Here is a 26,271-nt window from a genome sequence, read left to right as displayed (position 1 = left end):
TCGTCCGCCGCGCCGTCAGAGCTTGATGAGGCCATCGAGAACCGCCTGGAGTGTTTCGAGGTCCGGTGCCTTTACCGGGTCATGGGTGGGGGACCGGGTGATGACGAGGCCGCGATCGATCAGGTCGCCGCACAGCACCCGCACGACCCCGAGCGGGATCTTCACGTAGACCGCGATCTCGGCGATGGACACCGGCTGCCGGCACAGCCGTACGATCGCCCGATGCTCCGGGCCCAGCCCGGCGGGCTCCTGTTCCGACCGCAACGTCATCACCTGGGTGGACAGATCGAGCCGGGCGCTGTCCTCCGGTGTCCGGCCACTGGTTATGGTGTACGGCCGGACCAACGGCCCGGCGGCCTCGTCGTACCAGCCGTCTTCGCCGCTCATGTCGCTTCCCGCAGCGGTCGCACCGCTTCACGAGGGGCGGACGCGAGGTAGTCACCGACGCGCTTGACCAGTCGGTTCATCTCGTACGCGATCATCTCGACGTCCACGCTGTCCCCCGCCAGCACGGCGAGGCACGCTCCCTGACCCGCTGCCGAGACGAAGAGATATCCGTGCTCCATCTCGATCATGTTCTGCAGCACACGGCCGCGGGAGAACTGCTTGCTGACCCCCTTGGCGAGGCTCTGCAGGCTGGAGGCGATGGCCGACAGCTGGTCCGAGTCGTCCTTGCTCATCCCTGCCGACTTGCCGATGAGGAGCCCGTCGGCGGACAGCACGATGGCGTTCTGGGCGCCGACGACGCGGCTCACCACATCGTCGAGAAGCCAGTTGAGGTCGGGTTTGGAGTTCCCGTGCTCGTTCATGCTCGAGAGACCTTGACTTTCCTTTGTGGACATTCGGTGGGTGTTGCCGTGGTCACGAATCGTCGGCCGGGACGCGCCCCCGGCGAGTTCCCTTGTGGAAGGCCGCGAGCGTGCGTGCGGTCCCTTCTCCTGGTGGCACGTCGTCGTAGCCGTCGTCTGGCTCGTCCTCGAGTTGGCGGACGAGGTTCTGCTGAGGCTCGCGCCGGGGCAGCCGCGGCCGGTCGTCGGTTTGCCCGGGAGGCGGCGTGGCCGGCCCGGAGGCGTCCGCCACCGAGACGGCCGGGGCGGCCGGCGGGACGAGGGTCTGTGCCGGGTACGACCCTGGCCTGGCATCTCGATTCATCGGGACCTGATCTGGAAAGGAGCTGGGCGCCTCTACGGAACGAGGGGAGACGTTCGCCGTCCGCGGTGCGGGGGCGCCTGCGGTGGCGGGGATCGCGGTGACCTCGGGCCGTGCGGGTTCCGCCCCGGGGCGCTGATCCGCGGGCTGTTCGGCGGCAAGATGCTGGGTGGGAACGAGCACGGTGGCCCGGAGACCGCCGTACCGGGACGGGTCGAAGGTGACCGTGACGCCGAGCTTGGCCGCGAGGCGCGCGACCACGAACAAGCCCAGGCTCGAGTCGGCCCGCAGAGCCATCGCGTCGAACTCGGGAGCTTCGGCCATCATCGCGTTGGCCCAGTCCCGGACCGCGTCCTTCATGCCGAGCCCTTGGTCCGACACGTCGACCACGAGACCGCGGGCGACCATCCGGCTGGTCACCTCGACCGGTGAACCGGGCGGTGAGAACGTCGTCGCGTTGTCGACCAGTTCGGCGAGCAGGTGGATCGTGTCGGCGACCGCGGCCCCGGCGATGGCGACATCGGCCACCTGCTCGACCTGGACCCGTGAGTACTGCTCGGTCTCCGAGACGGCCGCGCGCAGTACATCCATCAGCGGGACCGGTTTGCGCCAGCGGCGGCCGGGCTGTTTGCCGCCGAGGATGATCAGGTTCTCCGTCGTGCGGCGGGCGCGGGCGGCGAGGTGGTCGAGCTGGAACAGCGAGGCGAGCTGGGTCGAGTTCTCCTCCCGGCTCTCCATCTCGTCGAGGATCTGCAGTTGCTGGTGAACCAGGACCTGGTTGCGGTGCGCGATGCCGAGGAACACGTTGTGCAGGCCGCTGCGGGCCTTGGCCTCGCTCGCCGCGGCGTTGACGGCGGTGAGCTGGGCGGCGTTGAAGGCCTCGGCCACCTGGCCGATCTCGTCCCGGCCGTGGTCGAGCCGAGGGAGCTCTTCCTTCAGGTCGACGGGTTCGCCGCTCTTCAGCCGGTTCACGATCTTCGGCAGCCGGTTGCGGGCGAGGTCGAGCGAGTCGTCGCGCAACCGCGCGAGACGAGTCAGCAGCGCGCGGTCGACGAGCGATCGGGAAACCCGCACCGCGACGATGATCGCCGCGAGCGAGGCGAGCAGCGCGAGGATGCTGCCGATGATCGCATTGCGCAGCTGGGCGTCACCGGAGTCGATCGCGGCCGCGGAGACCTTGTCCGCTTGCGCGATGGCGATGTCGTTGAGCTGCTGGGCGACTTGGCCGGTGACGTTCTGCCAGTCGGCCCCGGTCACCGGCAAAGCGCGCCGGTCACCGCCGGACCACGGGCCGTGCTTGACGAGCGCGTCCTCCGCGCTCTTGAGCTGCTTCCAGGCAGCCCCGGTGGTCAGCGCTTGGTAGGTGCCGCGGACCTCGGTGTCGAGGAACGGTGCGATCTGGTCCAGCTGTGCGTGGTAGAAGCCGGACAGCCTGGTGAACTGGACGAAGTCGTCGGGATCGAAGGTCCCGGACGCGAGCGCCGTCGACACGATCGACGCCTCGCGCGACATCAGGTCGCCGGCACGGAAGGCCGAAGTCGCGGTGATACCGCCATGCGCGGCCGTGGCGTCCGGGGTGACCCGGGCTTGGGTGTCGAACAGGTTGGTGGCGGTGTCCAGCACTCCGTTGTAGTAGTCGTTGACCTGACCACGGTCGATACTGCGGAAGCTGATCTGCGAGCGCAGTACCGGCAGCTTGTCGAAGCGGTCCTTCAGCGCGTTGACCTTGGTCGCGATCTCGTCCGGCGCGGTGGAGATCGTGGCATCGAAAGCGGTCCGCAGCGCCGCGAGTTTCTCGTCCGTCGTCTTCTGCTGCTCCTCCAGCGGCGACTGTCCCAGTGCGGGATCGTCCAAGTACCGCAACGCGATCTGGCGTTCCTGCTGGAGCGCGGCCAGTGCCGTGGCGGCGGGGATCGACACCTCGCGCACAGAGGCCGCGACCAAGCGGACATACAGGCCGTTGACGAAGAAGTACGACGACACCGCGGTCCACAGCACCAGCAGTGTCACGCTGGGAATCAGGACGGTCCTGGTCAGTCGCTTGCGGATCGACTTGTCGTACGGGCTGTCCGACTCGTCGTTGCCGTCTTTGTTCTGCACGGGGGTTCACGAACTCCTGAATGACAGTGGGCGAAAGTGAGGAGCCGGCCGGGGAAACAGGCATGACGAGGACAGGCGGCGGACGCCGTCACCGGTCTTCGCCTCGCTCTCCATGTCGCCGCGGAACCGATCAGGAACCGTTTTCTATCATGAACCGCACGGCCGTGGCCGCCCCCTCAATACCGCCGCCGACCGCCGGATGGACAGCGATGACCGATCGCGTCAAGGCGCTTGCCCCGTTTCCTGAGGTATGAGCGCCGGGCGGCGATTCGCCGTACTGGCGACTGGGCCGAACGGGTGAAAGTGAAATTGCGGTCTCCTGGTCGCGACGGCCAGATGTCCGGGCTTCCCTTCCCTGAGAAGAATGAACGCGGGCGGTGTCCAGCACCTCTATGGAAGTGTGGTGCAAATCACTTTCTCGCGTCCGTCGGTGTTTACCGGCCGAGGGGTGCCGTGCGGGGCGGCGAAAACCTCGGCCGGGAACAAGGGGAAAAGGCCAGTCGGCATTTATCGGGCGCGCCGATACGAAATTCCGTACGAATTCTTATCGGATGCCGGCCATTGCGGAGCGCTACTCCGGCCGGGGCAGGCGGCCGACGGTCGCGGCGTACTCCTCGGCGAGCAGGCGGACGATCTCACCGGCGGGAACGACCGAATCGATCAGTCCGGCGGACTGGCCCGCCTCGACCTTGCCGTGCACCACATCGCCCTCGTACGCGGCCATGCGCAGCGTCGACCTGGTGAACTCGGCGCGCCGTGTTTCCAGGTCGGCGCCGTTCTCCTCGAGTTCGGTCATCCGCTCGACGAATTCGTTGGCCAGCGCGCGGACCGGACCGAGCTCACGTCCGACCAGGCGGGTGCCGTCGATACCGGCCCGCAGCACCGCCTCCTGATATGCCGGGTGCACGTTCGCCTCCGTGCTGAGGAGGAAGCGCGTGCCGAACTGCACAGCGCCTGCCCCGATGGCCAGGGCGGCGGCCAAGCCCGCGCCGTCGGCGAAGCCGCCGGAGGCGATCACCGGCATCTGGGGTACCGCCGCGGCGACCGCCCGGACGACGACCAAAGTGGACACCTGGTCCGGCGCGGGATGTCCGCCTGCCTCCGCGCCGACGACCACCAGCCCGTCGACACCGGCCTCGGCCGCCTTCAGCGCGTGCTCGACACCGGCCACCACGTGCAAGCAGATCGTGCCCACGTCCCGGAAACGCGACAGGTAGCGTCGCGGTCCGCCTTGGGACGCGATCAACACGCGCGGACGCCGGGCCACCAGCAGGTCCATGACCTCGTCGGCGCCGCGCCGGTACAGCGGCAGGTTCACCGCGAACGGCCGGTCCGTACCGTGTTCCATTTCGTCGAGGACGCGGTCGAGATCGGGCAGCCGCATCGGACCGGCCGCCACCACGCCGAGCCCGCCCGCCGAGGACACCGCCAACGGCAAGGCCGAAGCGGACGATGCCCACGACATCCCGGCCTGCACGATGGGCAGGTCGATGCCGAGCAGCTCGGTGGCCGGTGTGCGGATCTTCATTCCCCGGCCTCCAGCAACTTCACCGCGTGCTCGGCCAAGGGTTGTTTGCGTACCTTCGAACTCTCGGTCATGCCGAACCGCTCGAAGCCGTCGACGAGGTGAACCCACCTCGGGACTTTGAACCCGGCCAGCCGTGGCTTGATCCAGTCGACCAGCTCGATCGGCGTGGCGGTGCAGCCGTCGTTGAGCACCACGAACGCGAACGGCACCTCGACCAGCCGGCCGTCGGGCACGCCGACCACCACCGCCTGCCGGATCTTCGGGTGCTGGTGCAGCACGTTCTCCACCTCGGCCGGTGCCACGTTCTCGCCGCCGACGCGGATGATGTCCTTGAGCCTGCCCGCGAATTCCAGCCTGCCGTTCTCGCCCAGCCTGCCGAGGTCGCCGGTGTGCAGCCAGCCGTCGGGATCCACCGCCGCCGCCGTGTCCTCGGGCAGGCCGAGGTATCCGCGCATGACGTTCCAGCCGCGCACCACGATCTCGCCTGCCACGCCCGCCGGACTGTCCACACCGGACGAGACGTCCCGGACGCGGACCTCGACGCCGGGCTGGGGCAGCATGAGTGCCGCCGACCGGATCTCGTCGGGCTCCCACCACGCCGACTGGGCCACGTTCGGGGATGCTTCGGAAAGCCCATATCCGACAACGCATTCCCGTGCGCCGAGTTCGTCGATCACCCGCCGTACGACCGACGGCGACGCGGCCAGCCAGGCACCGCGCAGCACCAGTCGCCGGTGCGGCCGGTCCGGATGGTTGAGCAGCATCAGGGCGATCGTGTCGTTTCCGGAGAAGTGCGTGCATCGCTCGGCCTCGAACAGCCGCAGCGCCTCGCCTGCCTCGAATCTCTCCATCGCCACCACGGTCGCGACGTGCTGCAGGCACGCGAGGATGGACAGCGTGGTGCCGGCGACGTGGAAGAACGGCCGCGCGGTGTGGAACCGGTCGCCGGCCCGCAGACCGACCCGGCCTCCGGAGAAGAAGCCGTTCGCGCACATGCTCCGGTGTGTCAGCAACACGCCCTTCGGATACGACGTGGTGCCAGACGTGTACTGGACCAGCAGCACGTCGTCGGGTGAGCAGGCCGCCGGAACCGGTTCGGTGGCCGCGGCGAGGAACTCGTCCCACGTACCGGCCGCGGCGGGTACCCGGTCGCCGATCACGACGACTCGGCGCAGGTCGGGCAGACCGGGATCGGGCAGGCCGGTGTCCACCGAAGGGCAGGCTTCACGCAGGATTCCGGCCAGGTCGGCGGTCAGCACCGAGTCGGCAAGGAACAACACGCTGACCTTGGACTGACGCAGGACATAGCCGAGTTCCGCGGCCTTGAGCCGGGTGTTGACCGGCACGGTCACCGCGCCGAGCGAGCCGATCGCCAAGAACAAGGCCACCCACCGCGGCCCGTTGCCCACGCAGACCCCGACGTGGTCACCGTGCCGCACACCCGCGGCCGCGAGGGCCGACCTGAGACGAGCCACCTCGGACGCCAGTTCCGCGTACGTGATCCGGCTGTGCGCGGTCACCACGGCTTCCACGTCCGGCGCGATGGTCACGGCGCGCCGCAAAGCCTCGTCCGTCGTGAGTGGACAGACCCCGGTCAGCTCCATCAGACCTCCCGATCGTTTTCGGCCGCCTTGGCCGAAGTGGTGAAGTCCGCCACGCCTCGCCGCCAGCCGCCTTCCGCGAGGTTCCGTTCGATCGCCGCCATCTCGATCCGGATGCCGCGGTCCAAATCCGTCTCCGCGCCGAGATCGACCGCTTGTTTGGTCAGCGCCATCGACAGCGGGGGAGCCTTGGCGATCTCCGCCGCCACCGTCGTCCCCGCCGCGTCCAGATCCGCCGGTTCGACCAACCGCGCCACCAAACCGACCTGGTGTGCTTCGGCGGCGGCCATCGTCCGGTTCGTGAACAGCAGTTCCTTGGCGCGGTGACGGCCGATCACGCGCTGCAGCCGTTGCGTGGCACCGACCGTGCCCCAATGCGGCTCCGGGAAGCGGAACGTCGTGTCGGTGGAGGCGACGACGAAGTCGCAGCTCATCGCGATCTCCCCGCCGGAACCGACCACGGCGCCGTGCACCAGCGCCACCACCGGTTTGGAGCATCGCTCGATCGCCTCGTAGGCGGCGAAGGACGCCTGCCGCCTGCGTCGCACCCAGGCCGCGTCCCGTCCGGTGCGCTCCTTGAGGTCCGCACCCGCGCAGAACGCCGGACCGCTGGCCCGCAGCACCACCACGCGCACGTCCTCGGCGGAGTCGAGATGCTCGAACGTGTCCCGCAAGGCCAGGCACATCGCCAGGTTGAGGCCGTTGCGGGCCTCCGGCCGGTTGAGCACGACGGTCGCCACTCCGTCGACGACGTTCAGCAGCACCTCGGTGCCGATGTCGAACCGGGTCACCCGATCGCCCCTTCCTGCCGCAACGCGTCGATCTCGCCGTCGCTCATCCCCAGCCGGTTTCGTAGCACGTCGCCGGTGTCCGCGCCCAGTTCCGGCGGAGTCCCGACCGGCAACGCCCCATATCCCTCCACATCGGACATCCGAAGTGGAGTCCGCAACGCCGGGAACGCGCCGGCCACCGGATGCTCGAAGCCGCCGACCATCCCGCGCGCCACCGTGTTCTCGTCGGAGAGAACCTCCCTGACCGTGTTCACCTCACCGACCGGCACACCGGCCGTCCGCAGGGCGGTCGCCAGCTCGGCACGAGGTCGCCGGGCGAACGCGGCGGTCAGCGCGGACATCACCCGCTCCCGCTGCGCCAACCGGCCGGCGTTGTGCCGCAAAGCCTCGTCCTCGGCCAGCTCGGGCACCGCCACCGTCGCGCACAGCGGCAGCCAATGCTGGTCGCTGCAGCTGATGTGCAGCCATTTGCCGTCGGCACAACCGAACGCGGCCGACGGTACCCGGCCGGGGTGCTCGGTACCGGTACGGCGCGGGTCCTCGTCCAGGGCGAACAGCCGGGCCGCGGCCAGGGCGAGCAGGCTGACCTGGACGTCCATCATGGACAGGTCCAGATGCCTGCCCGCGCCGGTGCCGCCACGGCCGACCAGGCCGGTGAGCACGGCGATCGCGATCCACAGCCCGGAGGTCAGGTCGGCGACGGGAACACCGGCCTTGGCAGGCGGCGAGTCCGGATGCCCGGTCAGCTCCATCAGCCCGGACAACGCCTGGAACACGGTGTCGTACCCCCTGCGGTCGGAATATGGGCCGTGCTGCCCGAAACCGGTGCAGGACACGTACACCAGACCCGGATTGGCCGCCGACAGCTGCGCGTAACCCAGGCCGAGACGGTCCATCGCGCCGGGCAGGAAATTCTCCACCACGACGTCCGCGGTCGCGGCCAGGCCGGCGGCAAGGCGCCGTCCGCTGTCGGTCTTCAGGTCGAGGACCACCGACCGTTTGCCGCGGTTGAACGCGAAGTAGTACGCGCTTTCGCCGCTGGGCAGCACCGGTTGCATGAGCCGTGACTCGTCGCCGGAGCCGGGCCGCTCCACCTTGATCACGTCCGCGCCCAGTTCGGCGAGGACCTGCGTGGCCATCGGGCCGGCGAGCACCCGGGAGAAGTCGAGAACAGTGACACCGGACAAGGGAAGCACCGTCATCAGCCCCGGAAACCACGCATGATCGCGTTGACGTCCCGCCCGGCCCGCATGGCCTGGTCCACCGGCAGGTCCGCGACGCGGTAGAACAGGTCCTTCGTGGCGGTCATCGCCACCGGGGACGGCTCGCTCCACTTGGCCGCGATCTCGAGGCCGGCGCCGAGCGCGTCGTCCCGCGCGACGCATCGGTTGGCCAGGCCGAGCCGGACGAGGTCCGCCGCGCCGAGCAGCTTGCCGTGGCTGATCATCTCGAACGCGAGTTTGCGGCCGATCTGGCGTTGCAGCCCGGTCATCACGATCGCGGGCACCAGGGAATGCTTCAGTTCGGGATAGCCGAATTTCACGTCTTCGGTCACCACCATCATGTCGCAGCCGATCGCGAGTCCCGCGCCGCCACCGAGCGCGGCGCCCCAGACCACCGAGACGATCGGTTTGCTCAGCCGCTGCGGCAGAAGCTGGGTGCGGGCGGTCAGGTCCGCGCGGCGCACCACGGCATCCTGGTGGTCGGGGGTCAGCCCGGCGAACTCCGTGAGGTCCGCGCCGGCGCAGAAACTGCGACCCTCACCGGCGAGCACCACCGCGCGAACCGAGTCGGACGCGTCCGCGGCGAGCAACTCGTCCAGCAGCGCGGTGGTCAACTCGGTGTCGAGTGCGTTGTGCTTCTCCGGCCGGTTGAGCCGGATCACCCGGACCGGGCCGTGGTCCTCACGCAACACCACTTCCTTACGCACGATGGTCTCCTCAGATGTCATGGGTGGCTCCCTGGCCGAGCCCGGCCCGCGCGACCATGCTGTGCAGCGGACGGCCGAGCGTCTCCTCGCACCGGGCGGACGCGGCCATCAGCAGATCGAGGTCCACACCGGTGCCGACGCCCATGGCCTCGAACATGGCGACGAGATCTTCGGTGCAGGTGTTGCCGGTCAGGCCGCTGCCGTACCCGATCCTGGCCGGATGCCCGCCCACGCCACCGAACGCGCTGTCGAAGTACCGGCAGCCGGCGTCCAACGCCGCGACGCAGTTGGCGAGTGCCGTTCCGCGGGTGTTGTGGAAATGCGCCACGGCGGGCACGTCCGGGAATTCCTTGACCAGCCGGGCGAAGAGCGGTCCGACCGTGGTCGGTACGCCCAGGCCCGTGGTGTCGCCGACGGTCACCAGCGAAACGCCGAGTTCGGCGAACCGGCCGAAGTCGTCCACGACCCGTCCGGGATCGACGTGGCCTTCGAACGGGCAGCCCAGCGCCACCGAGATGACGCCGACCAAGGTGAACCGGCCGCCGGCCAGGCGCACCATCTCCTCGACGTTCTCCCACTGCCGGGCGCGGGTGGTCCGCAGATTGCGCCCGGTGTGGCTCTCGGTCGCCGAGACGAGCAGGCTCAGCTCGTCGGCGCCGTTCCCCGCGTCCAGATCCGCCAGCGCCCGGTGGACGGCGCGCGGATTGGGACAGGTGGCCTTGAAGGAGACCCCCGGCCCGCGCGGCAACCGGGCCAGCAGGTCACTGGCGTCCCGGAACGCGGGCACGCGCTCCGGGTGGCTGTAGCTGGTCGCCTCGACGCGGCGGAAGCCCGCCGCGACGAACGCGCCGATGGTGGACAGCTTGGTGTCCGTGGGGACGAAGTCCGGCTCGTGCTGCAGCCCGTCGCGGGCGAAGCACTCGCAGATCGTGACACGGTCGGCCATCGGCCGCACCTCCTGACGACAACGATGAAGCGAGCGTGTCAGAAGGGTGTTGATAGTGTCAACACCTAGCCGGTCATCGTTCCTCGGCGCGTTCGAGTGCCCTGGCGAGCGTGCCCAGCTTGGTCAGTGCCGAGTCCAGGACCTCGCGCTCCTGCTCGGTGAGGCAGACGAGGAACGCCTCGTCGCGTTCGTTGGCCGCGCTGATCAGGCCGCGATAGAGCGCGGCGCCCTTGCGGGTCAGGGTGAGCTGCGTGGTCCGCCCGGCGCCCAGTTCGCGCAGGACCAGGCCGCGGTCGCTGAGTTTGGCGACCACCCGGCTCATCTGCGCCTTGTCCAGCGCGGCCAGCCTGGCCAGCTTGTTGAGCGTCAGCGGCGCGTCCGCGCCCAGTAACGCGATGGTCCGCCATTCGCCGAGGCTGACGTCGAATTCGCGCCGGTAGCGCAGCGCCGCGCTGCGGGACATCGCGTTGGCCACCCGGCTGAGCCGGTAGGACAGCAGGCCGTGGATCGGCAGCCGGTCCGACGGGTGCGACCGTGCCTGTCCGGGGAGGGCCTGCTCCGTGTCGGTTCGCTCCGGCGGGTCGGGGTCCGGCGAGGCGTTTGACGTGGGCTTCATGTCTTGCACTGTAGGCGTTCGGCGCCGGTCCGTGTTCGCCGACAGGCGGCGGTTTCCGAGGGGATCCCGTGCTGGGTTCATCTGTTGACAATAACAACAGGGCGGCGGCATGATGCGGCCAAGGCCGGAAACGGCGTGATCGACGAAGGGTTGGGCACGATGTCGGCGGACTCCGGGGCGACCTTGCTGATCGACGGGCAATGGCGGCAGGGTGGTGCGACGTTCGAGGTCCTCGACCCGGCGACGCTGGAACCGGTCGGCCGGGTGGCCGACGGCACCGCGGAGGACGCGCGAGCCGCGCTGGACGCGGCCTGCGCGGCGTTCGACACCTGGCGTGCCGTCACCGTGGAGGAACGCGGCGGCTATCTGCGCCGGGCCGCGGCCGGGATCCGTACCCGGCTCGAAACTCTGGCGCCACTGCTGACCAGCGAGAACGGCAAGCCGCTCGCGGAGGCGCGTGGGGAACTTCTCGGCTGCGCGCGCATGCTGGAATGGAGCGCGGAGGAGGCGCGCCGGGCGGGTGGGCGCGTGCTGCCGTCCGCTCTGAACGGGCCCGGCCTGGTGGTGACGGCCCCGGTCGGACCGGCGCTGGCCATCACGCCGTGGAACTTCCCGGCGAGCATGCTCGTCCGCAAGGTCGGCCTGGCGCTGGCGGCGGGTTCGCCGCTCGTGGTCAAACCCGCCGAGCAGACGCCGCTGATCGCCACCGAGCTGGTACGCCTCCTGCAGGACGCCGGCCTTCCCACCGGTGTGCTCCAGTCGATCACGACCTCCCGGCCCGCCGAGGTCGCCGGCGCGCTGCTGACCGACCCGCGATTGCGGAAAGTGAGTTTCACCGGCTCCACCGAGGTCGGTCTCGGCCTGCTCCGCGGCACCACCACCCATCTGCGGCGCACCTCCCTCGAACTGGGTGGGCACTCGCCCGCGATCGTCTTCGCCGACGCCGATCTGCCCGCCGCGGCGGCGGGTGTGGTGGCGGCGAAGTTCGCCAACGCCGGACAGAGCTGCATCGCGATCAACCGGTTGTTCGTGCACCGTTCCGTCCACGACGAACTGCTCGCCCTGATCGACGAGAAGGTCGCGAGCCTGCGCGTCGGCCGCGGAGCCGCCGAGGGCACCACGATCGGCCCGTTGATCGATCACGCCGCACTGGACAAGGTCGAGCGCCATGTGGAAGACGCCGTCAGCGGAGGCGCGGAGGTCCGCGCCGGGGGCAAACGGTGGTCCGGCCCCGCGGAACTGAAAGGCGCGTTCTACGAGCCGACAGTCCTCACGGGAGTCCGCGACGACATGCTCGTCAGCCGCGAGGAGACCTTCGGGCCGGTGCTTCCGGTGTACACGTTCGACACCGACGAGGAAGCCGTGCGCCGCGCGAACGCGACCGACTACGGGCTCGCCGCGTACCTGTTCGGCAAGGACCTGACCCGGCTGTGGACCGCGATGGACCGGTTGCACTTCGGCGTCATCGGCCTGAACGACCCGGCCCCGGTCCGTCCGGAACTGCCCTTCGGCGGCATGCACAACAGCGGCCAGGAACGGGAAGGTGGCGCCGAAGGCATCGAGGCGTTCCTGGAGACCAAGTCGGTCGCGATCAAGCTCTGAGCTTGTTGTTCACCCTGGAGGTTTGCGACACCGGCGGGACAACCTTTGGTGATCAAGGCTGTCCCGCCGGCCTGCGGCAGGTTGTTTGAGGGGTAAGTCGGTTTGGTGGTGGCGCTGGAGTGGCTGCCGGGGCGACCAAGTGTCCTTTAAGGACCTAAACGTGACCGAATGACCGATTTACCCGTGAATGTCTTGTTCTAGAGGTCCGTGAGGGCCTCCTTCCCTACCTTGAGAGTCAGGGCCCCGGCAACGTCGCATCACTGCTGTTCAGTGTCCTTCTACTGGGCTTGGCCGACGTTGTGAAAGCCACTTTCGCAACGTTGAAGGTTGCGAAAGTGGCTTTCACAACGCCGGCCGCACCCGAACCGGGCACGCTCACCCTCGAGGTGTCCCTTGTGGACAGCCGAGAAGACCGCAGGCCGCTGTGACGAGCCCTCAATCACCCACGTGACCAGCGGATACGCGACTTTGCCGTGACCCTGACCTGGAGAGTAAGGAAGGAGGCCCTCACGGACTTGACGAGGAAAGATCACCGAGCCTGTCGCCAACCTTCGCCAAGAGCATCGTGTGATGTACCGAAAGTGGCTTTCGCGACATGAACGCCGACCGGTCACGAGTGACTTTCCCTCTATGGATGCCTGTCGGGGAACCCGGATCAGCGGCAGGTCTCACGCGGGAAACGCCTGCCGGGGAGGAACTTCAGCACGTCACGGTTGAACTCGCCGGGGCGCTCCCAGCCTGCCGAGTGCCCGACCTTGCGGTAGATGATCGAGCTGCTGTCCGGCAGATGCGCCGTGATCATCCGCAGGATCGGCGGCGGCAGGTAGAGGTCCGCGTCCCCGCCGATCAGCAGCGTGCGCACCTTCAAGGTCTCCAGCCGCGCCCAGCCGATCGGTTCCGACAGCAGCTGGCTCTCGACGTCGTGCCCGCCCAGCGATCTGTCCGAGATCTCCAGCCATTTGCGGGCGCCCGCCTCGTTGGCGGCCCGGTAGTCCGGGCCGAGCTCCAGGAAGTCGTGCCGCATGTCCGAGAAACCCGGCGGCCGCAGCCATTCGGTCACCCGCAGGTATTCGGGATCCGAGATGCCCATGAAGCTGCTCACGATCACCAGGCTGAGCAACCTCTCCGGGTGCGACAACGCGTAATCCGTGGCGTAGTAGCCGCCCAGTGCCGCGCCGATCAGGTGAAACCGCCGCAGGCCCAGGTGGCCGGCCAACGCGTGCAGGTCGTCGGCGCCGACACCCGGATCGCCGGGTTCGGGCATCGAGGAGTTGTAGTGCCCACGCCGCGAGTAGGCGATCACCCGGTACCCGGCCTTGGCGAACACGGGCTGCTGGTACGGCCAGGACAACGCGCTGCCGCTGCCCGGATGCACCAGTACGACGGCGGGGCCGGGGCCGCCGGTGTCCCAGAACCACAACCGCGCGCCGGGGACCTCCAGGAAACCTTCCCTGGCGGGTACCGGGGCCGGGATCGGCTCGGGCTGCGGCGACCCGCAGGGTGCGGCGACGGCGACCGCGGGCGCGGCCGCGGGCAGCGCGGCCGCCGCCGTCGTGGTCGCGGCCGCCACCAGCACCCGGCGTCTGCTCAACCGTTCCATGGAAACTCCTCGCAGGTCAGGGGAGGTCTGTCCACCGTGGAGGGCAGGGCCGTGGTTCCGGTGGACGGCGATGGAGCCGAGCGTGGCAGACGTCTGTTGATAGTGTCAACAGCTGGCTTGGGCACGGTTTCGTCTATGGGGCTTCACGGGGGACTCCCAGGATCGGGTCAAGTGTCCGGGAGCTGGCGTTTTGGGCTTGCTCGCCTGGTGATGCTGTTGGAAAGTGGCGGGGAGTCGGTGATCTTCCCTCATAGGACCCGGATGGCTCTTGGTCACTGTTGGGTACATCGCGAGCCGGCCTGGTGTCCCCAATGCCGCATTGGAGTCACTCGGCGTCCCCAATGTGACATTGGGGACGCCAGGCGGTGGAAGAGCTGCGCCGACGCATCAAGGACGGCGCTGAACAGCGGTTAAGCGACTTTCCCAACCCCGGTGCTCAGGGTCGGCAAGGAGGTCATTCGGGCTCGATTCAAGGCCTTAAAGGACACTTGATCGCCCCTGGCGGCATCAAAACGCGGCAGGTGTCACGGTTCAGCTGTTGACAATGACAACAGCGAGGGTGAGACTAAGCCGCCAGAGCCGCGGTGAGAGCGGCGGCCGAAGCGTTCACGATCAAGTGGTGAGGAACGGCGGGCATGACCACACTCGAAGCGATGGACATGGGCGGCATCATCCACCCGCATACGACGATCGGCGCCCCGGACCGCCCGGTGATCTTCGACCGGGGTGAGGGCGCGGTGCTCTGGGACGTACAGGGCAAGGCCTATCTGGACGGAACGTGCGGCCTGTGGCAGTGCCCCGTCGGCCATGGCCGCAAGGAACTGGCCGCCGTGGCGGCCGCCCAGATCGAACGGCTGGAGTTCTACTCCTCGTTCAACGACTACTCCAACGAACCCGCCATCCGGCTGGCCGACCGGCTGCTGAAGCTCGCGCCCGCCGGGATCGAGCGCGTGTTCTTCACCAACGGCGGCTCCGAGGGCAACGAGACCGCGATCAAGCTGGCGCGCCTGGCGCAGTACAACGCCGGGCGTCCACAGCGGACGGTGATCCTGGCCAGGACCGCCGGATACCACGGCATGGGCGGCGGATCGCTCTCCGCCACCGGCATCGACCGGTTGCGCACCGGCTTCGGGCCGTTGCTGCCGGACGTGGAGTTCCTCGGCAAGCCGCACAGCCTCGACCACGACACGGACACGCTGGTCGCCGAACTGGAGAACAAGATCGCCGAGCTGGGCGCGGAGCGTATCGCCGCGTTCATCGGCGAGCCGGTGCTCGGCGTCGGCGGTATGGTCCCGCCGCCAGAGGACTACTGGCCCCGCGTCCAGGAGGTCTTGCGCCGCCACGACATCCTGCTGATCCTCGACGAGATCGTGACCGGATTCGGCCGCGTCGGACATTGGTTCGCCGCCCAGTACTACGGGATCGAACCGGACATGATCGTCACCGCCAAGGGCCTGTCGAGCGGATACATCCCGATGGGCGCGGTCCTGATCGGCAGGCGCGTGCTGGACCTGGCCGACGGCGCCCTGTTCTCGCACGGTTTCACCTACAACGGCCACCCGGTCGGCGCCGCCGTCGCACTGGCCAACTTGGACATCCTCGAACGCGAGGGCCTGCTGGAACGCGCCAAGACGGTCGGCGCCCGCGTCATGGACGGGCTCGCGCCGCTGGCCGGGCTCGACCACGTCCGCGAGGTGCGGGGCGTCGGCCTGATGCTCGGCATCGAGCTCGACCGTGACGCCGCGAGCGTGCAGGCCGGAGCACGAGCCGACGGGGTGATCATCCGCGCCGCCGGCAGCAACATCGTCATCTCGCCGCCGTTGGTCATCACCGACGAGCAAGCCGACACCCTGGTCGATGTCGTGTCCACCCACGTGCGGGCAGCCGGGAACTGATCAGAAGAGTCAACGCCGACTTCGGAGGTCGCCGTGCGCCGTAGCAGAACATCCGGTTGCCTGGCACTGGTCCCGCTCCTCGTGACCGCGTGTGGCGGGAGCGGGCCGGGCGAACCGTCGCTCACGTTCGTGTCCACCGGGAGTTCCTTCCAGGACAACCAGAAGATCGCGTGGCAGCAGCCGTACACCGACCGGACCGGGACCGGGTTCCGCAACGACGGCCCGGTGGACGAGGCCAAATTGCGCACCATGGTCGAGGCGGGCAACGTCACCTGGGACGTCGTCGACACCAGCGCGGCCGCCGCCGAGCAGTACTGCGGGAAGTACGTGGAGAAGCTGGACTTCTCCGTGATCGACCGCTCCGCGTTCCCGCCGGAGACGGTCAGCGAATGCGGCGTCCCCGCGTTCTACTACGGCATCCTCTTCATGTACGACACCAGGAAGTTCACCGGCGCGAAGCCGGCGACGATCGCGGACTTCTTCGACCCGGTGCGCTTTCCCGGCCGCAGGATCGTGCCGCCGGACGTCGCGACCGGCCTGCTGGAGTATGCGCTCCTGGCCGACGGCGTACCCGCCGCGCAGCTGTACCCGTTGGACGTCGAACGGGCCTTGCGCAAGCTCGACGTGATCAAGCCGATCACCACCTTCGCCAAGACCTACGGGCAGATGCAGCAGTCCATGGTGGACGGTCAGGTCGATTTGGCGCTCGTTTCGACGGCACGGGCCTACCAGACGCTCAAGGCGGGGGCGCCGTTCGAGACGGTGTGGGACAAGACCATGGTGAACTGGAACGACCTGGTGGTGCCCAAGGGTTCGCCGAACCGGGACGAGGCCATGAAGTTCATCGCGTTCGCCAGCAAACCGGAGCAGGCGGTGAAGTTCTCCGAACTGGCCTCGGTCCAGTCGGCCCACCGGAACGCCGCACCGAAGTTCGACGACGTCCAGCGTCGCATCGACGCGTTCTCACCGGAGCACGAACACACCGTGGTGCTCGGGAACGCGAAGTGGTGGTCACAGAACTTCGACGCGGTGACCGCGCGGTTCACCAAATGGCTGGCGGGATGACACCGATGAGTCAGACCATGCCGGACACCGTGCCCGGCACCGGGACGGCGGACGCCCGACGGCGCGACCGCCGTCCGGTGGCGGGATGGATCCTCCTGCCCGCCACCGCGGTGCTGCTGGTGTTCTTCTTCTACCCGCTGGCCATCATCGTGTGGCGCAGTTTCACCGAACCGACGGCCGGGCTGGACAACTACTCCGCCCTGTTCACCGACGGCGTCTCGATCACCGTGCTCCTGCGCACGCTGCGGACCGCGTTGATCGTCGGCTTGGCGACACTGGTCATCGCCTACCCGTACGCCTACGCGATGACCCGGGCCTCCCACCGCATGCGGGCGGTGCTCACCGTGCTGGTGCTGCTGCCGTTCTGGACGTCGGTGATGGCCCGGAACTTCGCCTGGTACCTGCTCGAGCAGCGCGGCGGGCTGATCGACCGGTTCTTCTCCGCGATCGGCATCGACGGCGTGGTGCTGCTGGGCAGCGTCACCGGGGTGACCGTGGCGATGGTCCAGGTGATGCTGCCGTTCATGGTGCTGCCGCTGTACAGCACCATGAGCACGATCGACCTGAAGCTGATGGACGCGGCCACCAGCCTGGGAGCGTCGAGGCCGAAATCCTTCGCCCGGATCTACGTCCCGCTGTCGCTGCCGGGTGTGGTGTCCGGCTTCAGCCTGGTGTTCATCGTGACGCTCGGGTTCTTCGTCACGCCCGCGCTGCTGGGCAGCCCGCAGCAGTCACTGGTGTCCCAGGTGATCGAGACCAGGGTCGGCGATCTGCTCGACTTCCCCGGCGCGGGCGCGCTGGGCACGGTGCTGCTGGTCGTGACCCTCGTCGTGCTGTTCGCGGTCAGCCGGATCGCCCGCCCCGCGACCGCGTTGAACCAGGCGGTGGACCGTGCCTGAGACGAAATCGCGTACCGCGAAACGGACCATCGGCTGGGGCCTGCGGTTGTGGGTCGTCGCGGTCTCCGTGCTGCTGCTCGCTCCCACGCTCGTCGTCATCCCGATGAGCTTCGGTGCCGGCCAGACGTTCGAGTTCCCGCCGAAGGAATGGTCACTGCGCTGGTACGAGGAGTTCTTCTCCTCCCCGCAATGGATGGACTCCGTGCTCACGTCGATCCAGGCCGCGGTGCTGACGGCCGTGCTCGCCACGGTGCTCGGCGTGGCCGCCGCGATCGGGCTGGACCGGGGCCGTTTCCCCGGCCGGGAGATGCTGCGCTCGGCCATGATGGCGCCGATGATCGTGCCCGGGATCGTGGTCGCGATCGCCATCTACGCCACGTTCCTGCGCTGGCATCTCAACGGCACACTCCTCGGCTTCGTCCTGGCGCACACCGTGCTGGCGGTGCCGTTCGTGATCACGTCCGTTTCGGCCAGCCTCGCCGGATACGACCGCGCGGTCGAGACGGCCGCCGCCAGCCTCGGCGCGTCCGGCTTGACCATCGTGCGCCGGATCACCCTGCCGCTGCTGGCACCGGGTATCGCGTCCGGATTCGTGTTCGCGTTCGTCACCTCCTTCGACGAGGTGGTGATCGCGCTGTTCCTGCAGACACCGGACATCCGCACCTTGCCGGTCCAGATGTACGACTCGATCACGCTGGAGATCGACCCGACCATCGCCGCGGCGTCCAGCCTGATCGTCGTGGTCACCACCGCGGCGCTGCTGCTGCCCCAACTCATCCGCCGACGCCGGAGCGACGCATGAATCCTTCCGCAAGCCACGGCATCCGGATCTCCGGAGTGTCCAAAGTGTTCCCCGGGCTGCCCCGTCCCGCGGTCGACGACGTCTCGCTGGACATCGCGCCGGGCGAGTTCATGACCTTCCTCGGACCGTCGGGTTCCGGCAAGACCACCACCCTGTCCATGATCGCCGGGTTCGTCCCGCTGACCAGCGGCTCGATCTGCGTCGACGGCAAGGACATCAGCGGCCTCAAACCGCACAAGCGCGACCTCGGTGTGGTGTTCCAGCAGTACGCGCTGTTCCCGCACCTGACCGTGGCGAAGAACGTGGCGTTCCCGTTGCAGCAACGCGCGGTGGCCAAACCGGAGATCCGCACGCGTGTCGAGCAGGCGCTGGCGCTGGTCGGGCTGTCCGACTGCGCCGACCGGCTGCCCCGTCAGCTGTCCGGCGGCCAGCAGCAACGCGTCGCACTGGCCCGTGCCGTGGTGTACCAGCCCCGCGCGCTGCTGATGGACGAACCTCTCGGCGCGCTGGACAAGAAGCTGCGCGACCAGCTGCGCAGGGAGATCGCCCGGATGCACCGGGAACTGGGCATGACCTTCCTGTTCGTCACCCACGACCAGGAAGAGGCGCTGACGCTGTCCGATCGGATCGCCGTGTTCAACAACGGCAAGGTCGAACAGATCGGCACGCCCACCGACCTGTACGAGCGGCCGTCGACGTTGTTCGTGGCCCGGTTCCTCGGCGAGTCCAATGTGTTCACCGGAGACGGTGACGATCACGAGCGGGCGATCGTGGTCCGGCCGGAGCGGCTGGACCTGCACGCCGGGCCGGACAGTGTGCCCGCCGGGCACCAGCGCCGCAAAGCCGTGATCACCGAGGTGGTCTACGTCGGCAATCACCACCGGATCGGGCTGCGCTTCGACGACGGCACCGAAGGATCCGCCATGCGCCTGGCCGGGGCCTCGCTGCCCGCCGCGCCCGGCGAGCCGGTGATCACCAGCTGGAGTCCGAATCACCAGACCAGCGTTCAAGGAGGATGAATCGTGCGACGACTGGGAGTGGTGGCCGTTGCCGCCGTGTTGGTGGCGTCGTGTGGCACCGGCGGAGACGGTGATTCGCTGACGTTCGTGTCGTACGGCAAAGGCGCGTACCAGGACGGGCAGCAGAAGGCGTTCCTGGAGCCGTACCAGAAGGAAAAGGGCGTCAAGGTGGTACTGGACGGCCCATCGGACAACGCCAAACTCCGCGCCATGGTGGAAGCGGGCCGGGTCACCTGGGACGTCGTCGACACGGACGCGTTCATGGCACGCGAGCACTGCGGAACACTGCTGGAGAAGATCGACGTCGGCCCGCTGAAGGACAGCTTCCCGCCAGGGACCTTGTCCGACTGCGGTGTGCCCGCGGCCTTTTTCGGCCTGGTGCTGATGTACAACGAGAAGACCTACGGCGCCGCCCCGCCGACCGGCCTCGCGGACTTCTTCGACCCGGGGAAGTTCCCCGGCAAACGCGTCGTGTACGCCAAGGATCCGTCCACCGGTCAGCTGGAGGCCGCGCTGCTCGCCGACGGCGTGCCCGCCGACCGGCTGTACCCGCTGGACATGGACCGCGCGCTGCGGACGTACGGCAGGATCCGCGGCGACCTGACCCTGGCCCAGACCTACGGCCAGCAACAGCAGGTCATGGTGGACGACCAGGCCGACATGGCGCTGATCGTCAGCGCGCGTGCCTACTCCACGCTGAAAGCCGGTGGCACGCAATGGAAACGCGTTCCCACCAAGGTCCCGGTGACCTGGGACGTCTTCGTGGTGCCGAAAGGCAGCGAGCACAAGGAAAAGGCGCAGGACCTGATCAAGTACGCCTCCGGCCCGGAACAGGGCGCGAAGTTCGCCGAACTGTCCGGCGCGGGTGCCGCCAACACCGGAGCCGAAGCCGGCCTGAACGACCTCCAGCGGCAGATCGACGTGCTCAGCCCCGAACGCGCGGCCGACACGGTGTTCATCGACGCGGACTGGTGGACCGGCAACTACACCCGCGTCGTCCAGGCCTGGACGACATGGCAAACCGGCTGAGCGAAGGAGGAACGGATGCGGGCCGCGGTGTTACAGCGCAGCGGAGTGGACGGGATCGAGATCCGGAGCGACGTTTCCACCATCGACGTCGTCGACATACTTGTGCGAGTCCGAGTGCGCGCGGCAGGCGTGTGTCATTCGGACCTCTCCGCGGCCACCGGACGGCTCGGCATCGTCCCGCCGGTCGTGCTCGGCCACGAGGCGGCCGGTGAGGTCGTCGAGACCGGGCCGGAAGTGACCGGCGTGGCGGTGGGGGACCGGGTGATGGTGTCTTGGGTGCCGCAGTGCGGGTCGTGCCCGTGGTGCCGCCGGGCACAACCCGAACTGTGCACGTTCGCCACGACATCCGGTTACCGGCGCCCACGGTTCCTGGTGGACGGCGTGCCGACGACCGCGCAGGCGGGCTGTGGCGCGTTCGCCGAGGAGATCGTGGTGACACAGCACAACCTGGTGGCGCTGCCCGGCGACGTGCCGTTCGAGATCGGTGCGCTGGTCAGTTGCGGAATCACGACAGGCGTGGGTGCGGTCCGCAACACCGCGGCGCTCCGAAGGGGAGACAGCGCCGTGGTGATCGGGTGCGGCGGCGTCGGGATGGCCGTGGTCCAGGCCGCCCGCGCCGCCGGTGCGTCCGAGGTACTCGCGGTCGATCCGGTCGCCGCCAAACGCGAGCTCGCGTCGAGCCTGGGCGCGACCGCCGTGGCCTCGCCGGACGAGCTGACCGGGGCGATCGGCTCGCTGACAGGTGGGGACGGATTCGACGTGGCCTTCGAGGCGGTGGGGATGCCCGGCACCATCCGTGCGGCGTACGACGCCACCCGGCGGGGTGGCACCACCGTCGTGGTCGGCGTCGGGGCGCCGGACGCGGTGGTGCCGTTCACCGCACGAGAGCTGTACGCCGGCGGCCGCCGCCTGATGGGTTCGGTGTTCGGTTCCAGCGACATCCACCGGGACTATCCCCGCGTGATCCGGTCATGGCAGGACGGCACGTTGCGGCTCGAACCGCTCATCAGCGGCCGGATCGGGCTGGACGGCGTGCCGTCGGCGTTGGACGCGTTGCGTGACGGCTCGGCTCTGCGATCGGTGGTGGTGTTCTGATGTCCGCTGTCGACTCCCGGTACCTGCGGATCACCGCGGGCGCACCCGGCCTCGACGACGCCACGGTGCGTGCCGTGCTGGGCGACGGTTTCGGCGTGACCGCCGTGCGCACTCGCCCGCTGGCGGGCGAGACCGACCGCAACCTGTGGATCGCCGGCGAATCCGGCACCGAGTACGTGCTCAAGGTGTGCTCCGCCGACGACCTCCCCGCCGTGCGGTTCCAGAACGCCCTGCTGCGGCACCTGGCCCGGCACGCGCCGGAGCTGCCGGTGCCCAGGGTGGCCGGTGAGGTGGTGCCGGTGGCCGGTGACCTGGTCGCCCGGTTGCTCACGTGGCTGCCCGGCGCGCCGCTGGCCGAGGTCGGCAGGCGCAGCGCCGAACTGATCGCCGACGTCGGAACCATGGCAGGCAAGCTCGCCGCGGCGACCACCGCCTGGCAGGGACCCGAGCCGCCACCGCCGCACTATTGGGAGTTCCCGCACGCGCCCACGGCACTGGCCGAGTCGCTGCCCGCCATCGCCGATCCGGGGCTGCGAGCCGCGATCAGCCTGGTGGAGGCCGAATTCGTGCCGCGACTGGACCAGCTGTCCGCACTGCCGCAGGGCGTGGTCCACCACGACCTCAACGCGTTCAACATCCTGGTCGGCGCGGGCCGGGCGCGGCGGGTGATCGGCGTGATCGACTTCGGTGACGCCCAGCACACGGCCCGCATCGCCGACTTGGCCGTGCTTCTGGCCAGTGCGCTGCGCGGTCAGCCCCAGCCACTCCGGGTGGCCGCCGCACTCACCGCCGCGTACCACCGAGCGTGCCCGCTGACCGAAGCCGAACTGGATCTGCTGTATCCCCTGGTCGCGGTCCGCGCGGCGACGGTCGCGGCCACCACCGCGCGGCTCGACGCGGCCAGGGACCATGGCGACCCACGCCACCGGTCTCCCGCCGCCGCCGGCCTGGCGCGCGTGCTGGCCGAGGTGCCCGCCGACGTCGGCACCGCCACCCTGCGCCATGCGTGCGGACTGCCGGCACATCCCGCTCGCGACGCGGTCACCGGCTGGCTCACGGCCAATCCCGGCGGCGCACTCGTGGACCTCGGCCTGAAATCCGTCGACCTGTCGGCAGGCAGTGCCGTGTTCGACGACGTCGATCCTCGCGACCCGGCGGCGGTGCGCGCCGCGGAAGCGGCCGCCGTCCACGGACGGCCCGCGATCGGCCGCTATGGCGAGCCCCGGTTCGCCGACGGCGGGGCCGTCCGCACCGGGCTCGACCTGTTCGCCGCCGCGGGAACACCCGTGACAGCACCGCTCGCGGGCACCGTGGAGACCGGCGAGCCGGCCGCGGATCTGGTGGTCCGCCACGAACCGGCCCCCGGTGTCCGCTTCTGGACCATCTACAGTGGACTGTCTTCGGTGGCGGGCGGCGAGGTGCCCGCCGGGCAGCACATCGGTGAGGTCGGTCCGGACGGGCGGCTGTTCGTTCGGTTGTCCGTCGTCCCGCACGATGAACGTCACCGGCTTCCGGACATGGTCGCTCACGAGGACGCGCCGGTGTGGCGGGAGTTGCTGCTCGATCCCAGCCCGCTGATCGGCGCGACGCCGTGGACTCCGGCGACCGGACGTGCGCTCGAAAGCCGTCGTCGCCACCTGCCGCGCACCCACCCGACGTACTTCAGCGCACCGGTGAACATGGTGCGTGCCAGAGACTGCCGCTTCTACGACGAGACCGGACGCGGCTATCTCGACGCTCTGAACAACGTCACCCTGCTCGGCCACGGCCATCCCAGGCTGGTCGAGGCCGCGACGAGGCAACTGCGACGGCTCAACACCAACAGCCGGTTCGTCTACGACGTCCTGAGCGAGTACGCCGAAGCCTTGACGGCGACACTGCCGGACGGGCTGGACGTGGTGTACTTCCTCAATTCCGGCAGCGAAGCCAACGATTTGGCCCTGCGCATGGCCCGATACGTTTCCGGCAGGGAGAACGTCGTCATCATCGACGACGCCTACCACGGCTACACCACCACCGTGGCGGACGTGAGCCCGTCGCGGTACAAGCACTACGGCAAGCCGGACACCACGCACCCCACGCCGGTACCGGATCGCTATCGCGGCGCCTACGGCTACGACGATCCGGGCGCCGGTGCGAAGTACGCCCGGAAGGTCATCGACACGATCGACGAGGTCGAGCCGGCGGCGTTCCTCTACGAGGCGCTGCTGGCCGGTGGTGGCCAGATCGTGCTGCCGCCCGGCTATCTCGCGCCGATCCACGACGCGGCGCGCCGGCGTGGCGTGTTCACCATCGCCGACGAGGTGCAAGTGGGCTTCGGCCGCCTCGGCGAGGCGTTCTGGGGATTCCGGACGCAGGGCGTGGTCCCCGACTTCGTCACCATGGGCAAGGCCATGGGCAACGGATTCCCGATGGCGGCACTGGTCACCACGCGGGAGATCTCGGAAGCCTTCGACAGCACGGGACGATTCTTCTCCACCTACGGCGGGAACCCGGTCGCCTGCGCGGTCGGCCTGGAACTGCTGCGCGTCATGGAAGAGGAAAAGCTCCAGGACAACGCGCTCACCGTCGGCCGGTACCTGCGCGACCGGCTCGGCGAACTCGCCACGCGGCATTCCCTCATCGGCGATGTCAGGGGTCAGGGTTTCTACAGCGGCGTGGAATTCGTCCTCGACCGCGGCACGAAGGAACCGGCCTCCGCCGAGACCTTGACCGTCTGCGAGCGGATGAAGGAGGAAGGCGTGCTGGTGTACCCGACCGGACCGGCCTGGAACATTCTCAAGATCAAACCACCGCTCACCTTCACCAGAGCCCACGCGGACGAGATGACCGCGGCGCTGGACCGAGTACTGGAAACAGGATGGTGACCCCCGAACTCATGCCGGACATCGTGCTGCGCGGCGGCAAGGTACTGACCGTCGACGAGAACTTCACCGCCACCACCGCACTGGCCATCACCGGCGACCGGATCACGGCCGTCGGTGACGATGCCACGGCGTTGATCGGCCCCGGCACGCGAGTCATCGACCTCGACGGCCGCGCGGTCCTGCCGGGCATCAACGACGCGCACCTCCACCTGGCCATGTTCGGCCAGTCCCGCCGCAACGCCGACCTGACCACAGTGGACTCGGTACCGGCGCTGCGCGCGGCTCTGCGCGAACACTCGCCCCACGGCGACTGGCTGATCGGAGAAGGCTGGCGCGAAGCCAACATCCCGGACTTCGAGCCACACCGCACGGTGATCGACGCCGTCACCGGCGAGATCCCGACGGTGCTGAACCACGCGTCCCGCCACTCGGTCCTGGTCAACACCGCCGCGTTGCGCGTGGCGGGCATCGACCGCGGCACACCGGATCCGGTCGGTGGGATCATCGTCCGGGACAGGGACGGCGAACCGACGGGAATGCTCCTGGAATCCGCGGGAGAACTGGTCACCCGGCACATTCCCGCGCTGTCCACAGAGGAACGCCACGACGCCATCGTCGACGGTATGCGTGTCCTGAACACACTCGGCGTGACCAGCGTGACCGACCCGATCGTCTGGCCGGAACTCCTGCGCGACTACACCGTGCTGCACCGACAAGGACGGCTGACCGTACGCGTCAACGCCCTGCTGCACTGGGACTGGCCCTCGCCGACAACGTCGTCGGACGGCCTGACCGCCAAGCTCGCCCAAAGCGGATCCGCCACCGGCCTCGGCGACGACTGGCTCAGGATCGGCGGCGTCAAGCTCTTCGCCGACGGCGTCCCCAGCCACGGCACGGCGTGGCTGCACGACCCCTATCCGGACGGCACGTCCGGCCACCTCGTGACGCCCGGCGCGGACGACGACGCCCGCTACGACCACCTGCTGGACCTGATCGAAGTGGTGCACCGCCACCGCCTCCAGGCGCAGATCCATGTCACCGGGGATCGCGCGGCGGACGCCGCGGCGGACGGGATAATCCGTGCCCAGCAAAAGGATCCGTGGCCCGAAGCCCGCCACGCCCTCATCCACGGCACGCTGCTCGCGCCGGAAACGATCAGCCGCCTCGGCCGTCACCGGATCGGTGTCGTGACGAGCTCCCTGATGAGGACCCACAGCGGGGCGACGATCAGCGCGGCGGTGGGAACGGAACGCTGGAGCCGGGCCTTCCCCGCCCGTGCCCTCCTGGAAGCCGGGGCGCCGGTCGCCGACAGCTCGGACGCGCCGGTCTGCTTCCCGGACTGGCGCCAGGGCCTCGCCACCTTCACCGGCGTAGCCGCACACCCGCTCGCCGAAGTGCCCGCCGACCTCCGCCTCACCCGCGAACAGGCGATCCGCCTCTGGACGGCGAACGCCGCCTGTTTCGAGCACGCCGAACACCGCAAGGGCTCGCTCACGCCGGGCAGGCTGGCGGATCTGGTCGTGCTCGACCAGGACCCGCGGACCGTGCCGGACGCCGCGCTCACCGGACTGCGGCCCGAGCTGACCATCGTCGGAGGCCGAGTGGTGTACGACAGGTCCGTCGTGTGAACGCCGAACAAGCGAGCAGCCTCCCCGGGCTGGCCAGAGTGACCGGCCGAACCGGAGCCCGCAGAGCGTCCCCGGCCTTGAGCACTGGAGGTCGTCGAAGTTCGCCATT

Annotated in this window: 21 protein-coding genes; 10 read left to right on the top strand and 11 right to left on the bottom strand. The window is 69.1% G+C overall.

All coding sequences use genetic code 11. The annotated features are described in order from the left end of the window. Positions 1 to 15: 15 nt before the first annotated feature. The 10 genes from ACZ3HL_RS22970 to ACZ3HL_RS22925 all read right to left on the bottom strand — a co-directional run bounded on the left by ACZ3HL_RS22970 (position 16) and on the right by ACZ3HL_RS22925 (position 10,661). The gene (locus ACZ3HL_RS22970; RefSeq protein WP_465412609.1) at positions 16 to 387 is read right to left on the bottom strand and encodes a DUF742 domain-containing protein; all 372 of its coding nucleotides are present in this window, start codon (positions 385 to 387) and stop codon (positions 16 to 18) included. Further along, positions 384 to 809, bottom strand: a complete 426-nt coding sequence (locus ACZ3HL_RS22965) for a roadblock/LC7 domain-containing protein (protein WP_465533497.1) — start codon at positions 807 to 809, stop codon at positions 384 to 386. The genes ACZ3HL_RS22970 and ACZ3HL_RS22965 overlap by 4 nt, the downstream gene beginning before the upstream one ends. 52 nt (positions 810 to 861) lie before the next feature. Beyond that, positions 862 to 3,249: a sensor histidine kinase gene (locus ACZ3HL_RS22960; protein ID WP_465533495.1), complete on the bottom strand. Its 2,388-nt coding sequence runs from the start codon at positions 3,247 to 3,249 to the stop codon at positions 862 to 864. A gap of 571 nt (positions 3,250 to 3,820) precedes the next feature. Next, positions 3,821 to 4,777, bottom strand: coding sequence for an NAD(P)H-dependent flavin oxidoreductase (locus ACZ3HL_RS22955; protein WP_465533493.1), 957 nt, complete (start codon positions 4,775 to 4,777; stop codon positions 3,821 to 3,823). After that, positions 4,774 to 6,381 (bottom strand): AMP-binding protein, encoded by a 1,608-nt coding sequence (locus tag ACZ3HL_RS22950; RefSeq protein WP_465533491.1) that lies wholly within the window; start codon positions 6,379 to 6,381, stop codon positions 4,774 to 4,776. Before ACZ3HL_RS22950 ends, ACZ3HL_RS22955 begins: the two co-directional genes overlap by 4 nt. Continuing rightward, on the bottom strand, positions 6,381 to 7,169 hold the full coding sequence (locus ACZ3HL_RS22945; protein WP_465412614.1) for an enoyl-CoA hydratase/isomerase family protein: 789 nt from the start codon (positions 7,167 to 7,169) through the stop codon (positions 6,381 to 6,383). Before ACZ3HL_RS22945 ends, ACZ3HL_RS22950 begins: the two co-directional genes overlap by 1 nt. After that, entirely contained in the window at positions 7,166 to 8,371 is a 1,206-nt protein-coding gene (locus ACZ3HL_RS22940; protein WP_465412615.1) for a CaiB/BaiF CoA transferase family protein, read from the bottom strand. The genes ACZ3HL_RS22945 and ACZ3HL_RS22940 overlap by 4 nt, the downstream gene beginning before the upstream one ends. Then, positions 8,371 to 9,120, bottom strand: a complete 750-nt coding sequence (locus ACZ3HL_RS22935; protein ID WP_465533489.1) for an enoyl-CoA hydratase/isomerase family protein — start codon at positions 9,118 to 9,120, stop codon at positions 8,371 to 8,373. The genes ACZ3HL_RS22940 and ACZ3HL_RS22935 overlap by 1 nt, the downstream gene beginning before the upstream one ends. Then, a complete protein-coding gene (locus ACZ3HL_RS22930; RefSeq protein WP_465533487.1) occupies positions 9,110 to 10,045 on the bottom strand; it encodes a hydroxymethylglutaryl-CoA lyase in 936 nt (311 codons plus the stop codon). Before ACZ3HL_RS22930 ends, ACZ3HL_RS22935 begins: the two co-directional genes overlap by 11 nt. 73 nt (positions 10,046 to 10,118) lie before the next feature. Then, complete coding sequence (locus ACZ3HL_RS22925) at positions 10,119 to 10,661, bottom strand: MarR family winged helix-turn-helix transcriptional regulator (protein WP_465533485.1); 543 nt, start codon at positions 10,659 to 10,661, stop codon at positions 10,119 to 10,121. A 159-nt stretch (positions 10,662 to 10,820) separates the two neighbouring features. Between ACZ3HL_RS22925 and ACZ3HL_RS22920 the strand changes: the two genes are divergently transcribed. Continuing rightward, positions 10,821 to 12,263 (top strand): NAD-dependent succinate-semialdehyde dehydrogenase, encoded by a 1,443-nt coding sequence (locus ACZ3HL_RS22920; RefSeq protein WP_465533672.1) that lies wholly within the window; start codon positions 10,821 to 10,823, stop codon positions 12,261 to 12,263. Positions 12,264 to 12,918: 655 nt separating this feature from the next. Here ACZ3HL_RS22920 and ACZ3HL_RS22915 read toward each other — a convergent pair. Then, positions 12,919 to 13,863 (bottom strand): alpha/beta fold hydrolase, encoded by a 945-nt coding sequence (locus ACZ3HL_RS22915; RefSeq protein WP_465533483.1) that lies wholly within the window; start codon positions 13,861 to 13,863, stop codon positions 12,919 to 12,921. A 635-nt stretch (positions 13,864 to 14,498) separates the two neighbouring features. On the opposite strand from ACZ3HL_RS22915, the gene ACZ3HL_RS22910 reads away from it, so the two are divergent. The 9 genes from ACZ3HL_RS22910 (at position 14,499) to ACZ3HL_RS22870 (ending at position 26,162) form a co-directional block, all read left to right on the top strand. Next, complete coding sequence (locus tag ACZ3HL_RS22910; RefSeq protein ID WP_465533481.1) at positions 14,499 to 15,758, top strand: aminotransferase family protein; 1,260 nt, start codon at positions 14,499 to 14,501, stop codon at positions 15,756 to 15,758. A 129-nt stretch (positions 15,759 to 15,887) separates the two neighbouring features. Beyond that, positions 15,888 to 16,823, top strand: a complete 936-nt coding sequence (locus tag ACZ3HL_RS22905; RefSeq protein ID WP_465533479.1) for an extracellular solute-binding protein — start codon at positions 15,888 to 15,890, stop codon at positions 16,821 to 16,823. 5 nt (positions 16,824 to 16,828) lie between these two features. After that, positions 16,829 to 17,722 carry an ABC transporter permease gene (locus ACZ3HL_RS22900; RefSeq protein ID WP_465533477.1) on the top strand — a complete coding sequence of 298 codons (894 nt, stop codon included), beginning with the start codon at positions 16,829 to 16,831 and terminating at the stop codon, positions 17,720 to 17,722. Then, positions 17,715 to 18,524 carry an ABC transporter permease gene (locus ACZ3HL_RS22895; protein WP_465533475.1) on the top strand — a complete coding sequence of 270 codons (810 nt, stop codon included), beginning with the start codon at positions 17,715 to 17,717 and terminating at the stop codon, positions 18,522 to 18,524. Before ACZ3HL_RS22900 ends, ACZ3HL_RS22895 begins: the two co-directional genes overlap by 8 nt. Next, positions 18,521 to 19,543 carry an ABC transporter ATP-binding protein gene (locus ACZ3HL_RS22890; protein ID WP_465533473.1) on the top strand — a complete coding sequence of 341 codons (1,023 nt, stop codon included), beginning with the start codon at positions 18,521 to 18,523 and terminating at the stop codon, positions 19,541 to 19,543. The genes ACZ3HL_RS22895 and ACZ3HL_RS22890 overlap by 4 nt, the downstream gene beginning before the upstream one ends. Positions 19,544 to 19,546: 3 nt before the next feature. Beyond that, the gene (locus ACZ3HL_RS22885) at positions 19,547 to 20,572 is read left to right on the top strand and encodes an extracellular solute-binding protein (RefSeq protein ID WP_465533471.1); all 1,026 of its coding nucleotides are present in this window, start codon (positions 19,547 to 19,549) and stop codon (positions 20,570 to 20,572) included. A gap of 15 nt (positions 20,573 to 20,587) precedes the next feature. Next, positions 20,588 to 21,667, top strand: coding sequence for a zinc-binding dehydrogenase (locus ACZ3HL_RS22880; protein ID WP_465533469.1), 1,080 nt, complete (start codon positions 20,588 to 20,590; stop codon positions 21,665 to 21,667). Then, positions 21,667 to 24,534, top strand: coding sequence for an aminotransferase class III-fold pyridoxal phosphate-dependent enzyme (locus ACZ3HL_RS22875; protein WP_465533467.1), 2,868 nt, complete (start codon positions 21,667 to 21,669; stop codon positions 24,532 to 24,534). The genes ACZ3HL_RS22880 and ACZ3HL_RS22875 overlap by 1 nt, the downstream gene beginning before the upstream one ends. Then, positions 24,528 to 26,162: an amidohydrolase gene (locus ACZ3HL_RS22870; RefSeq protein ID WP_465533465.1), complete on the top strand. Its 1,635-nt coding sequence runs from the start codon at positions 24,528 to 24,530 to the stop codon at positions 26,160 to 26,162. Before ACZ3HL_RS22875 ends, ACZ3HL_RS22870 begins: the two co-directional genes overlap by 7 nt. Positions 26,163 to 26,271: the final 109 nt, after the last annotated feature.

This window comes from Amycolatopsis sp. NPDC000009 (assembly GCF_055563465.1).
This window is presented reverse-complemented; position numbering and strand designations above follow the sequence as displayed.